This window comes from Bacillus cereus group sp. BfR-BA-01453 (assembly GCF_022662915.1).
Taxonomy (GTDB): domain Bacteria; phylum Bacillota; class Bacilli; order Bacillales; family Bacillaceae_G; genus Bacillus_A; species Bacillus_A paranthracis.
This window is the reverse complement of record NZ_JAKUEN010000012.1, coordinates 49,043-62,252: the sequence shown is the minus strand read 5'-3', so window position 1 is coordinate 62,252 and position 13,210 is coordinate 49,043. Positions and strand designations below refer to the sequence as shown.

Sequence of the window (13,210 nt, the reverse complement as noted above, 5' to 3'; positions counted from 1 at the left end):
TCCAACTTGAAATAGTACCTTGAATCATGATACTAAATTCTTTCATATAATGCCATCATTTCAAAATGTATATATTTTCAAAATAAGCTAATGTACGAATGTTTATTGCTCATTTCCCAAACTTTTATGGTCCAAATGCAGAAAACACACTTGTCCATCATACATTAAAAGGAATACTTGCAAATAAAATGTCTAGCTTTATTGGAGATAAAAAGATCGCCCGTGAATATATTTTTACACCAGATGGTGCAAAAGCAATAGTTGAATTAGCTTCACATGACGAGGCCTATGGACAAAATTGGAACATATCAGGTTATGGTGCCATTACAGGTGAGGAATTGATTTAACACATACGAGAATTAACGGGATATACCAAACGAATAATAACTGTAAAAAAAGAATGATCCAGTTCATTGGTCTGTTTGATAAGTAGATGAAAAAATTTGTGGAAATACTATATTTGACGGAAAAGCCAGTTGTATTAAGTGGAGAGAAGTACGAGAAATATATTGGGGTTGCACCTAGAACCTTTTATTATGAAGGGGAATTGTATATAAGTAAAAAAACAAGCTTCTATTTACAATCTAGAAGCTTGCCTTGTTATTGTTTATCTACCTAGCTTTTTATTTACAAATCCTAAAATTAATCCGCGTATTTGTGGATCAATTGCAAGGCCAATAATGCCATACAATATACCAGTAAGTACTAAAGCTACTAGTGGTGGTAAGCTAATTAATACTGTGCGGTATATTGCATAACTAATTATAAATGCTAGTGTATTGAATATTATTCCTTTGAATAGCAATGAAAATCCTTTACGAACGAATAATGAAAATCCGATTAATAATGTAATCTCAGTAAGGATAGCAGCTACAGCAGCTCCCATCATTCCAAATTGGCTACCTAATATGATGTAACTTATGATAGCGACAGCCAATCCAATTGCCATAGTTGTTGCACGTTTCCATTGTTGACCAGCTGTTGTTAAATTATCAGCAAGCGGATAGTTGATAGATTGTAAAATGACCATAAAGGCTAAAATTGCAAGGGCATCACCAGCTGGTGCATATTTTTCACCTAATAGAGTTACAATCCAAAAACTTGGATCGGCAATAAACGGGATAGAAATTCCCATCCCTAAGAAAGACATAAGCTTTAATTCGAATTGAGATAGCTTTCTATGTTCATCAATATTATTTTCGTTTCCAAAAGCAAACAATTTTGGATAAAAGGCTGCTGCAATTACACCAGGTATTTGGTAAAGTACAGCAGGTATTTTATAGGCGGCCCCAAAGAATCCAACTTGTGCTTTCGTTGAAACTTTTTCTAAGATAATAGGACCTAACTGCGGTAAAAGCATAATGATAACGCCATTGACTGTGAAAATAAGTAATTGATCTAAAATGCCTTTATTCCAACCCTTATGAATTGTTGTATAGCGGATTGTCATTATAAAGGCAATGACTCCTGTTACAAGGCTAGATATTCCATACATAGCAGCAACCATCATAAGTGACCATTTAAATGACATCCCTAGCAGAAGAGCGGCTGCGGCCGTCACACCTTGTAGTACAGAAATAATCGCCGTGAATTGCATACGCTCTGTTACTTGGAAATAGGCCATCCCGACCCCTTGTAAAGTAGCTCCAAACATAGTTGGTAGTACGACCCAATATACCATGGCACGTAAGTAAGCATCAGTGTAGAAGAACTGAGCGAAAATGGCGAAGAGCACAGAAATTACGATAGCTAATACTAAACGAATTCGTAAATAACTGCTTATTAATACGCTAATGTTAGCGTTGCTTCTTGTTCCTTCACGCATAAACGTATGTGTCAAACCTGCATCCGTAAAATAGCAAATGACAGCGGAAACTGCTAATGCAACTGTAAACATCCCGTACTCATCTGGTGAAACATATCTTGCAAAGAGAATTGTTGCAATAGCCAGTACAAAACGAACAGTAATGTTTCCTACAAAGAGGTAGGATGCATTTTTTAGAATTTTATTTGTTTTCATGAGAAAAGACCTTTCTATTCTTTAGGACCCGGTTAGCTTGTCCTATTTGTAATTTTGATTTGTTCACAGAAAGAGAGTATCGTTATATTTTCAGTTTAAGAAAACAGAAATTTAATTCGTACAAACCAAAGCATTGCATATAGTTTTTTACTACGCTTTCCATTCTTTGAATAGATTTTACGGCAATATTTCTTTATATCTTTTTTGATTAATTGAACTTGTGATTTATCTAATTTAGAGTTTTCTTTAATATATATACAAGAGTTATTGATGACTGTATAAGGAAATAAATAAGTCTCAAGAATCTCAATAAGTGACTGAGGATCTTTTGTAATGAAATCTTGAGATTTATTATGTATCCAGTCTTTCATACGATTGAATACTTCCAGCTCTTTTGCCGTTTTTAATTCATAATCTTTATATTTAGAAGAAAGATTTCCTTCTGATAAGATTCTGTAATATGTTAAGTATTCATCGACATAACATACATTTGTCACACTCATAAGTTTAAATAAAAACTCCAAGTCTTCGCCCCAACTACATCCTGGTGTAAAACGAATGTTATGATCTATTACGATAGATTTTTTGAAAATCCAAGTACTTGTTTGAGCAACAACTTGATGTGTTAGGAATGCTTTTGTCATATCACCTTTAATAAAGTTTGTTGTATGTTCAACCTTCTCGCCTGTTTCTTCGTAGAAATTCATATAACCACAATAGCACGCGTCCATTTCGTTTTTATGCATACTTTCGACTTGCTTCTCAATTTTAGTTGGATGCCATAAGTCATCGCTATCAAGGAAAGCGACATATTCTCCGCTAGCATTTTCCATACCTGTATTACGGGCTACTGAAACGCCTTGGTTTTTTTGATGAACGTATTTTACTTGCCCTGGGTATTTTTCAGCAAGATTTTTTACGATAGAAGGTGACTGATCTTTACTCCCATCATCTACAATTACAATTTCGATATTTTTATATGTTTGATCTAATATTGACTGCATCGTTTCTTCAATATATTTTTCCGTGTTATACAGAGGTATGACAACAGAAACAAGTTGTTTTTGTTCCATCATAGAATTTTTATCTCCTCAAGTTTTTTATGTCTTGCACCATATATACAAGCCTTTTGAAAGGAAGAAGATTACAAGAACATCTGTATAATTTTAACGCATATAAACTTTGTAAATCAACTTTCTATTAAAAAGGTGGTGGCTTATGGTTAATTCTCGTATTTCAAACGGCTTTAATATGTTTATTGCATATAAATTCTTATTTATACTATTTTTACTTAGTTAGTAAGTAGGATATATTTATCGTAACGATTGTGAAGGGGAATAAATTATTATTGAGAATAAAAAACCTCTTAATTTTTGAAATAAATTAAGAGGTTTTTTATATTGGTTTTGAACTATTAGGTTAATCTTTGTCTGGCTCAGTTGCATGTAATTTTTGCTTTAGTAACGCATAATCTTGCGTTAATGTTACAAGTTGATGATGTTGTTTAGAAATTTTTCTTGTTAGATCAAAAATTAAGATGAAACAGAATAATAATCCAAATAAAAATAAAATGGAAGGGGGATATTCTACTTTTAATAGTTTTCCAATCCAGTTTATAATTTTATCGGTAGAACTTAAAATAGCCATTGCAATACAAACAAAAATCCACAAAACAGCATATTTCGTTTCTAAAGTTCCGCGACGAATAGAATTAATAATTAATAATAATAATAATAAAATAAAGATGAATGAAAAGGTAATTATAGGCATTTATTATCAACCTTTCACGATTTTTTGCATCAATATAGCAAGACTTACCTTAATCATGTAATATGCAGATTTAAAAGGTGTGATAGAAGATTGTCCACCTTGTCGCTCTTGCATATTTACAGATATTTCATTAATGCGAAGTTTTTTCTTTTTTAAATGAATAAGAACTTCTGGTTCTGGATAATCTTTTGGATAATTGTGTGCAAAAATTTTAATTACTTCTCGATTGATAGCACGATATCCAGAAGTTGGATCCATAAATGTTTGTTTTGTTAGTACTTTCAATAGGGCAGTAAAATAAAAAATACCGATTCTTCTGGAAATACTACCTTTATATGCTGTTTTTTCTGTAAAACGTGATCCTAGTACCATATCGCATTCATCTTCAGCGATAGGCTTTATAATTTTATATAAATCATCTGGGTTATGTTGTCCATCAGCATCGAACTGAATCGCAATATCATATCCATTCTCATATGCGTATTTATACCCAGTTTGTACAGCTGAGCCAATACCTAGATTATACGGTAAATTCACAAGGTGAACAGGAAATTCTTTTACGATTTGAGCTGTTTTATCGTGTGATCCATCATTAATAACGCAAATGCTTAATCCAGTAAAATGCTGTTTTAGTTTTAATAATCTTGTTAATGTATCTGCAATTGCCTCTTCCTCGTTATACGCTGGAATAATAATTAACGTTTTTGGTATTGAAATTGGTACTTCAATAGTCATTACCGCACCATCCCTTATATACTTAATCATATTATGGTTATTTTTAAACGAACTTTCTTTAATATACCATTAACAGTATAACAAAATAAAGGAAAAGCTGGTGCATGATTTAAGAGGACAGATTGAGAATAAAAGGATAAGAGGGAATATTTTGCATAAAAAATACATGCAAGGAAGAAAGAACCTATGCATGTATATGGAAGAGTATCGTATTAAATATTCCAAGGTTTATTTAAAGTTAAAACCTCAGCCATTTCTTTACTTTTTAAACGTCCTTTTTTTCTATTTTCCGCGCGTTCTGAACCGGTTGTGTGTAACCAATGTTCTTCTTCAGTTTCAGGAAGTACTTGTGGTACGGACGAAGGTTTTCCATCTTTTATTGCCACAAATGTAATGAAGCAAGTGGCGGCAATTCTACGCTCGCCTGCTAATAAATTTTCTGCGATTACTTTTACGAAAACTTCCATTGAAGATTTCCCTGTATAACATACAAATGCTTCATAACAAACAGAATCAGCTTGGTGAATTGGAGTTAAAAAATCAACTGAATCAATAGATGCTGTTACGCAATGTTTACGACTATGTCTTGCAGCCGCAATTGAAGCAATACTATCAATTTCTGCTAATAATTTCCCTCCAAAAAGTGTTTGGTGATTATTTAAATCGTTAGGAAAAACACGTGTTGTTTTAATTGCTTTTGATTCTCGCATGAATTTCTTTTCCATATATTCAGCCCCTATAGTCTGTTTTCAATCAGAATAATATGTGTAAGTGGATTACTCATATTAGATATTTAATAAAGTAAAGCGTATTCCAAAAGAGGATTATTTAAACTTTTGTATTTGTATTCATGTAACTGAAAGAAAATTTATTTTATCTAAAATGTAGTGTAAAAGAGGATTCGCTTACATTGCAAGCAAAAAGTAATGACTATGTATTTGTCATAGAAATTCCCTATCAGCCGTGTACCCATTCATGATAGAATCGTTTTGTTATGAATGGAAATAGAGGTGCAATGGACATATGAATCATATACAAACAAATTTTTCATCTTTCTTCAATAAAATTACGATTGGTGCGATGCTTGCATTTTTTGTTTATAGTTGTTGGACAGCATTTGAGACAAGTAAGCAATTTTTTGGAGGAAGTACAACAAGTGTAACAATCATATTGGCAATTTTCGTCATACTCATTTTGTTAGTGGCATCAATTCTACAATATCGTTTTACAGACAAACAATTTCTTATTTTTCTTATAAGTATATCTATAGTTGTGAGACTTAGTATGCTGTTATTTGTAGATGCTCCAATAATTGGTGATATGAAAGTGATGTATGAGTCTGCAAAGCAGATTGCAATTGGTAATAATATAGGGACTGTAACTCATTTGCCTTTTCTTATATATGAGTCGGTAATTATTCGTATATTTGGTGATTCATTATTCGCTTTACAACTATTTAATGTGTTATTTTGCGCAGGAACTGCATTTTTTATTTATCGTATTGCGGCAATGGTTTTTGGAGAAGAATGCGGTCGTATTGCTTCCACATTTTATGCTCTGTATATTCCAAATATATTCATGAGTTCCGTATTAACTCCTGAGTCACTTGCAATATTTTTATTTTATTTTGCTTGCTACATACTTTTATATAAAGGATTAGATCATCCTTATATGTGGGTGTTTTCAGCGGTTTTATTTGCATGTAGTAATATGATTTTCCCAATGGGACTATTTCTTCCTATTTTTATCACGATATATGTATTATTAATTGAAGTGTTTCAATCAGCAACGAAACAAAAAGTGTTACTAAAGATGATAGGGATACTTATTCTATTTTATAGTGCTCATTTTAGTGTGAATTATGGAATTCAGACAATGGGACTGTCCCAATATACGATTTCGAATGAGACGTATGTTCAATCTGTCTTAATTGGAAAAGCGCAACGTGAGGAAAAAGTATCGAAAAATCAAAGTGTAACAGAGCATATTGATCAGAAGTTAAAAGAGATTGAGGGAGAAAGATTTAAACTTTTAGAACCGGTGATAAATCAGTTTTCAGATGAGGGGATAAATTCTACTCTTTTCAAATGTGAAAAACTGATATATATAGCGGTAACATTGTTTATGACTATAGCTCTATTACACTTTCTTATTAAGAAACAACAAAATGAGGGATATATGTTGTTCTTATTGTTAATTAGCGGATACGTATTGTTAAGACTTTTCCAAGTAGATATGACCTATTACAATCTTATTGTGCCAGCATTGTTTATTTTGCAAAGCTTTGGTGTTTATATGAGTTATGTGTATTGTCAAAAAATATTCTTTAGAAAATAAAAAGAATCCAATTTGGATTCTTTTTTTGATGGAAGATGAATACTAAGAGCTAGTAGAGATAAAGAATCTCTACTGACATAATCGCTCTATCGGTTCAGTTCTAGTTGTAAACTATCAGCTGTTAGAGCCATTTTTGAGGAATCATCTTGAATTCCTTTCATTACTTGTGAAATGGTTTCTAACTCATTTTCAATTTTTTTATTCTGTTCTTTTGAGTTAGACATGTCTTTTACGATTTCTTGGAAGTATTGATCCGTTGCAGACATACTATCAGTTCCTTCAGATACGAGAGAGCTAATTTGTTTCACGGAAGAAGAGACACGAACAATCTGTTCATTTGTTTTTTCAACGAGCTTTGTAACGTTAAATATAGATTCTTTCGTTTGCTCTGATAACTTTCTAATTTCTCCAGCTACAACAGAAAAGCCTTTGCCAAATTCCCCAGCACGCGCAGATTCAATTGCAGCGTTTAGTGCAAGTAAATTTGTTTGCTCGGCAATTGATTTTACAATATCTATAATTTCGTTAATTTTGTTGGAAATATCTAGAAGTTCATGTGTATCTGTAATAATCGTTTCCATGTTCGTTTGAATGTATTCCATTCGTTTATTTTGCTCATTTAATTGTTCTTTACCTTTATTTGCTTTTTCTTCTGATGTTGTAGCTAATGACGTACCTGTTTTAGCAATTTCTACAATCGTTTCAGATTTAGCGGTTAACTGCTGAATAGAAGCGCTTGTTTTTTCAGATACAGATGCTAGTTCTGTTGCAATGTGTGTAATGGTCATAGCTGTTATTTCTTTTTCTTTTTCAAGTTCTTTTTGCATTCTTTCATATTCAGATTCATAAGACGCAATAACGAGTTCTTGTTCAAGAGTAAGTAATTTGTTTATTACGTTTATAGAATAAGAAAAATCGTCAATTGTTGTAATTTTCGTTTTTAAAATCTTCATGATAGAGCGGAATAATTCTTGATAAGCGGCAGTATACCATTTTCTATGTAACCCAATTTGTACATGTCTTTTTGCAATTCTAACACGTTGTTCAATAAAGTCTTCATGCATATCTCCACTAAATAATTCTTTTATATGTGTTTTTAAAGTTTGCTTTAGTTTTGGAATAGAGCTATAACGTTCGATAATCGTAATTAAATTAGGCTGTTTTGTAATATTGGAATAGAATTTTTCAGTAATCCAATCAATTTCTTCATAAATAAAAGGCTGTAGTACCTTTACGATTTGTAAATCTTCTTTTGAAATATGTAGCATATCCATTTGAATTTTCAGTTCAGAATTAGTAGGAACGTTAAAAGTGATTTGTTGATTCTTACTTAATTCAAGTATACTTACGTTTGTTTTATTGTTATGTTTTTTAAAAACCCCAAGCATCGTTCTTCCCCCTGTTTGTAAAGCGTTTTCATTTTTTGGTTCTAATATAATTATATATTTTTATATGCAATTACTCTATGCTAGTGTGTAGAATAGTATATAAATTAAGAGAATTCCATATAGAATTCTCTTAATGACCTTTATTAATTTTAGCATGTGTTTTAAAGAAAACTGGGAAATGTACATTATATATGACAGTGACAACACGAATAATGAATGTTACTAATAAACAAACATAGAAAGCCAATACGTGTGCCCCCATTGCATATGTGATTAGGAAACTAATTGCCCCTAAAATAGAAGCGATGGCGTAAATTTCTTTTCGGAAGACGTAGGGGATATCTTGAGCGCAAATGTCACGCAAAATACCGCCTCCAATACCTGTAATGACTCCCATTGAAACAACTAAAAATGAGGCGTCAACATGATGTGACATTGCCGCATTTGCACCAATAGCTGTAAAAACGCCTAAGCCAACAGCGTCAGAAAGCATAATAACAACTTGAAGTTTATTGATACGCTCAAAAAACATACAAGTAAATAATGCTGATAATACGCTTACGAAAAAGTAAATGGGTTTAACAAATGCGACGGGAGGCAGGTTACCGATCATAATATCACGAATAATACCGCCGCCGAGCGCAGTAGCTACAGCTAAACAAAGGACACCGAATAAATCTAAATCTTTTTTTAAACCAACTAATGTACCAGAAATGGCAGCGGCGATAATGCCAAGAAACGTAAATATATCGATTAATAACATGGCCTTAATCCCTTCCTCTTAAAGATGTTCCAGAGAAAAAATATACACTAAAGTATTGGAAATAACAATTACTTTTCGCTACATGTAGAAAAACGGATAAAATTCATAAAGAAAGCGTTTGAAAATGTTTGGAAAATAGCTATAAAGTAATTTGAAAAAGATATGAAAAGATTAATTTTACATTTTTTTGGTGTTACCTAGTTGGTAAAATGTTACAATGTTAGGTATGTTGTTTACATCTGTATAAAATGATAAAAAAATATGTATATACTGACAAAAATAAGGGGATGGTTGTTAGATAGTTTTTGTAAAAATAGGGAGTATAGCGAAAGGACAGTAATTTCTATTACTGATTAATACTTGTCCTGGCTAGTTTTAGCTGGAAAAATAGTTCTCGATTTGAATATGAGTTATGTTATAATTGCTAGGTATGTTTGAATGATAAAAAATTATGATTAAAAGATAATGTTAAGATTTTGTATGGAGGTCTTGGAATGTTAGCAAATCAAGCTAGGGTTAGATTTGAGCGGTTTTTGCTCTTTTTTATTATTTTACAGCCTGTTTTAGATTTATTAACGTCTCTTAGCATCACTTTATTAAAGTCAAGTGCTACCGTTGGAATTTTAGTAAGATTCCTTATTATGGCTGTTGGTGGTATTTATATTTTAATTCAGGCAAAAGAGAAGGAAAATAGAAAGTTTTTAATTTATCTTATATTATTAGCCGGAGTTTTAGGGGTAGGATTTATTAATAACAAACTAGTTAAGAATCCTATTGTACTTGGTGAAGAAGTTAAATTCGTTGCGAAAGCATTATATATATATATCATGCTGGGGTCATACATTTTAGCTTTAAAATCATTGAAAAAGAAAGTTAATATTAGTGATAAGGTTCGAAATAGTATTGTATATTCTACATTAATCATTAACGCAATTATGGTTATTTCTATTTCAACATCTACTGACTTTGGTAGTTATGAATGGATGAAGGTAGGTTCTCGAGGTTGGTTCTATGCAGGGAATGAACTAGGTTCAATCTTAGCTATTATTTTCCCTATTGTGGTACTATATTCTATTCAAAAAACAAAGAGCTGGAAACACGTTTTATATTGGATTCCATCGCTTTTAATGATTTACTCATTAATTCAGGTCGGTACGAAAGTAGGAATGGGCTCAATTGGTGCTACGTTAGCGGCAGCAATCGGGATCATTGTACTACAATTATTATTTGATAGAAAAAATCCGAACAAAAAATCCCTTGCGCTTAATGCAGTAATTGCTATTGTCCTATTAGCTGGTGTAGTTGGAACGTTTAAACAAACGCCATTAGCACAAAATATGGGCATTCACAATAACTATTTATCAGAGCAAAATGTGGCACAGCAAGGTCAAAAAGAAAAAGAAATTAAAGAGAAGCTGAAAAAAGAGCAAGAACTTAAAGCAAAAGAAGAAAAACATCATAAAGTTGAAAAGCCAGAAGAAAAGGCAAAGATAGAAGAGGAAGTTAAGAAAGAGCTTGAGAAAGAGCAAAAGAAAGAAAATCAAGAAAATCTTATTTTCAGCGGACGTCAAGTATATGAAGAAAGACATAAGCAGTTCTTTAAAGAAGCGCCAACGTCACAAAAGTTATTAGGAATGGGTTATGCAGGTAATTTTAAATATAATGAACAAAAGCAGCCAGATCCAAAGCTAATTGAAATGGACTTCCATGATTGGTTTTATGACTTTGGGATTATTGGTTTTGCATTACTAATGATTCCATTTATTTATTACGGCTTAAGAATCCTACTAGTATTTATTACAAGGTTTAAAGAGATATTTAATATAAAATATGGAATGATTGCAGCAAGCTTATTGTTAGCATTAGGTATTGCTTATATTGCAGGACATATTTTAACAGCACCAGGAGTTGGGATCTACTTTGTAGTGGTGTTAGCTTATCTAATTGTAGACTTAGAAATTGAATGATTAAAATAAAAGCTAACTTTTGTTAGCTTTTATTTTTTAGTACAGTAAAATAAAGATAGATGGAAATGTGGCGAGGATTTAAAGGAGGAAAAAATATGAGGATATTGCATATGAATGCAGGAGCAGAAGATGGGGGAGGGAAAACACATATTATTTCACTTCTCGATCAGTTTCCAACTGGTGAAGTAGAATTAGCGGTATTTGAAGATGGAATTGTTGCGAAAGAAGCAAGAGAGTTAGGGATAAAAGTCCATGTGTTTTCACAAAAATCCCGCTATGATTTATCTATTTTAAAGAATATAAGCGAATTCATTAATAATGAAAAATTTGATATAGTTCATACGCATGGTCCTAGGGCTAATTTCTATGTTTCTTTAATGAAAAAGAGAATAACGGCAAAATGGGTAACGACTATTCATAGTGATCCATTTGAAGACTTTACTAAACAAGGCTTAAAAGGTTGGATTTTTACGAAATTGAATTTGAAAGCCTTAAAAAATATAGATTTATTTTTTGTTGTAACAAATAGATTAAAGAAAAGTTTAGCTGCTTTAGGTATTTCTAATGAAAAGATGCATGTTATTTATAATGGAATTGAATACGATAAGGAAAAAGCAGAAGGCTATAATAAAAAAGAAATGTTCAATATTGATGAAGATGTATTTACGGCAATCCAAGTAGCACGATTGCATCCTGTGAAAGGACATGAAGTTCTATTTGATGCGTTACAACGAACAAAATTAGAGAAAATTAAAGTATTGTTAGTTGGCGATGGCCCGTTAGAAGAAAATCTAAAGTCATTGGCTACTGAAAAAGGGATTAATAATAAAGTTGAGTTTTTAGGGCATCGTCAAGATGTAAAACAATTATTTGCGTCGTCACATGTGAATTTATTAACCTCCCATAGTGAAGGGTTCCCACTAGTTTTATTAGAAGCGGCAAATCAACGCGTACCATCAATTGTGACTAGGGCTGGAGAGATTGAACCATTAATTGTAGATGAAACGTACGGATGGATTGTGCCAACAGATGATGGAAGGGCATTAGCATTAGCTTTAGAAGAAGCGTATGATAAGTGGAAAACTGGAGAATTAGCAGCAATGGGGAAACATATTTATGAGCATGCTATTATGAACTTCTCACTTCAAAAACTATATGAAGATACAAAGGAAACATATAAGCAATTAATAGCGAAAAACTTGTAATGATAGAGAGGATAGTTAACTATGGCAGTACAAACAGTTGATATTCTAGGCGTTCCTTTTTCTACAATGACAATGGATGAAACGGTCCAATATTTAAAAGAACAACTAGAAGTGGAGCGAACACATACTTTTCAGGTAGTAACAGCAAATCCTGAAATTGTTATGTGTGCAAAAAAGGATGAAGCATTCCATCAAACATTATTAAATGCAGATTTAATTACACCTGATGGTATTGGAGTCGTAAAAGCAAGTGGTATGTTAGGTACACCTGTAAAGGAACGTGTAGCAGGTTTTGATTTAATGTGTAATTTACTTGCGGCGTTATCAGAAGACAATAAACCAGTATCAGTTTTCTTATTAGGTGCAAAACCGCATGTTGTACAAGCTGCAGCAGATCATTTAACGAAGACGTATTCAGCTGTATCTATTGTGGGTATACAAGATGGGTATTTTAAACAAGAAGAAGAAGAGAATATTGTTTCTCGTATTCAAAAGGCAAAACCAGACTTATTGCTTGTTGCACTTGGTTTCCCGAGACAAGAGAACTTTATCCAAACGAATAAGCATCGTTTAGAAACGAAAATGGCCGTTGGAGTAGGCGGAAGTTTAGATGTATGGGCTGGAGAGGTAAAACGTGCACCAAAATGGATTCAAGCGATCCATTTAGAGTGGTTTTATAGATTGTGTAGCAATCCAACGCGTTGGCGTCGTCAGTTAGTATTAGCGGAATTTTTAAAAGAAGTCATGCGTTCAAAAAAGTAGCGTTCTATCGCTACTTTTTTATTTGTCCATTTTTAATAAATTGCGTTTTTATTCATCTACTACCGATTGTGGACACTCACTAATCGGGCGTTTAATGGCCATGTTTTCTTATCTATCTCTCTTTGCTTCAGCTGAATTTTGAGGTGAGGGGTTTTACTGCCCTCAAATAGTCGGATAAGTATTTTACTTTTTGGGAATGATGAAGGAGAATTTTTTTACACGAAAGTATTTTACTTATACAATTCACACATGTAAAATGATGT

11 protein-coding genes and 2 pseudogenes are annotated in these 13,210 nt (G+C 32.4%); 5 read left to right on the top strand and 8 right to left on the bottom strand.

What is annotated here, in order from left to right; translation table 11 throughout:
* Window positions 1-86 precede the first annotated feature (86 nt).
* Window positions 87-619 (top strand): annotated as a pseudogene (locus tag MR070_RS20525) (Rossmann-fold NAD(P)-binding domain-containing protein); the annotation flags it as partial.
* Here the strand turns inward: MR070_RS20525 and MR070_RS20520 are convergent.
* From MR070_RS20520 to MR070_RS20500, 5 genes are all read right to left on the bottom strand, one after another.
* Window positions 608-2,020: an oligosaccharide flippase family protein gene (locus MR070_RS20520; RefSeq protein WP_016719048.1), complete on the bottom strand. Its 1,413-nt coding sequence runs from the start codon at window positions 2,018-2,020 to the stop codon at window positions 608-610. The pseudogene MR070_RS20525 and the gene MR070_RS20520 sit on opposite strands and share 12 nt — an antisense overlap.
* A gap of 95 nt (window positions 2,021-2,115) precedes the next feature.
* The gene (locus MR070_RS20515) at window positions 2,116-3,096 is read right to left on the bottom strand and encodes a glycosyltransferase family 2 protein (protein ID WP_242261929.1); all 981 of its coding nucleotides are present in this window, start codon (window positions 3,094-3,096) and stop codon (window positions 2,116-2,118) included.
* 343 nt (window positions 3,097-3,439) lie between these two features.
* On the bottom strand, window positions 3,440-3,790 hold the full coding sequence (locus tag MR070_RS20510) for a DUF2304 domain-containing protein (RefSeq protein ID WP_001121772.1): 351 nt from the start codon (window positions 3,788-3,790) through the stop codon (window positions 3,440-3,442).
* 6 nt (window positions 3,791-3,796) lie between these two features.
* The gene (locus MR070_RS20505; RefSeq protein ID WP_000151537.1) at window positions 3,797-4,525 is read right to left on the bottom strand and encodes a glycosyltransferase family 2 protein; all 729 of its coding nucleotides are present in this window, start codon (window positions 4,523-4,525) and stop codon (window positions 3,797-3,799) included.
* Between the two features lie 212 nt (window positions 4,526-4,737).
* A complete protein-coding gene (locus MR070_RS20500; RefSeq protein WP_000412121.1) occupies window positions 4,738-5,250 on the bottom strand; it encodes an acyl-CoA thioesterase in 513 nt (170 codons plus the stop codon).
* A 298-nt stretch (window positions 5,251-5,548) separates the two neighbouring features.
* Here MR070_RS20500 and MR070_RS20495 point away from each other — a divergent pair, with 298 nt between their 5' ends.
* A complete protein-coding gene (locus MR070_RS20495; protein ID WP_242261928.1) occupies window positions 5,549-6,862 on the top strand; it encodes an ArnT family glycosyltransferase in 1,314 nt (437 codons plus the stop codon).
* A gap of 86 nt (window positions 6,863-6,948) precedes the next feature.
* Here MR070_RS20495 and MR070_RS27255 read toward each other — a convergent pair whose 3' ends face one another.
* The 3 genes and pseudogenes from MR070_RS27255 to MR070_RS20485 form a co-directional block, all read right to left on the bottom strand.
* Window positions 6,949-7,755 (bottom strand): methyl-accepting chemotaxis protein, encoded by an 807-nt coding sequence (locus tag MR070_RS27255; protein WP_369805093.1) that lies wholly within the window; start codon window positions 7,753-7,755, stop codon window positions 6,949-6,951.
* Window positions 7,753-8,130, bottom strand: a pseudogene (locus MR070_RS27250) (protoglobin family protein); the annotation flags it as partial. The gene MR070_RS27255 and the pseudogene MR070_RS27250, both read right to left, overlap by 3 nt.
* 250 nt (window positions 8,131-8,380) lie before the next feature.
* A complete protein-coding gene (locus MR070_RS20485) occupies window positions 8,381-9,013 on the bottom strand; it encodes a trimeric intracellular cation channel family protein (protein ID WP_000924376.1) in 633 nt (210 codons plus the stop codon).
* Between the two features lie 494 nt (window positions 9,014-9,507).
* Here MR070_RS20485 and MR070_RS20480 point away from each other — a divergent pair, with 494 nt between their 5' ends.
* The 3 genes from MR070_RS20480 (at window position 9,508) to MR070_RS20470 (ending at window position 12,947) form a co-directional block, all read left to right on the top strand.
* The gene (locus MR070_RS20480; protein WP_000880770.1) at window positions 9,508-10,980 is read left to right on the top strand and encodes an O-antigen ligase family protein; all 1,473 of its coding nucleotides are present in this window, start codon (window positions 9,508-9,510) and stop codon (window positions 10,978-10,980) included.
* 95 nt (window positions 10,981-11,075) lie between these two features.
* A complete protein-coding gene (locus tag MR070_RS20475) occupies window positions 11,076-12,185 on the top strand; it encodes a glycosyltransferase family 4 protein (RefSeq protein WP_001221233.1) in 1,110 nt (369 codons plus the stop codon).
* 21 nt (window positions 12,186-12,206) lie between these two features.
* The gene (locus MR070_RS20470) at window positions 12,207-12,947 is read left to right on the top strand and encodes a WecB/TagA/CpsF family glycosyltransferase (protein WP_000290759.1); all 741 of its coding nucleotides are present in this window, start codon (window positions 12,207-12,209) and stop codon (window positions 12,945-12,947) included.
* Window positions 12,948-13,210 lie beyond the last annotated feature (263 nt).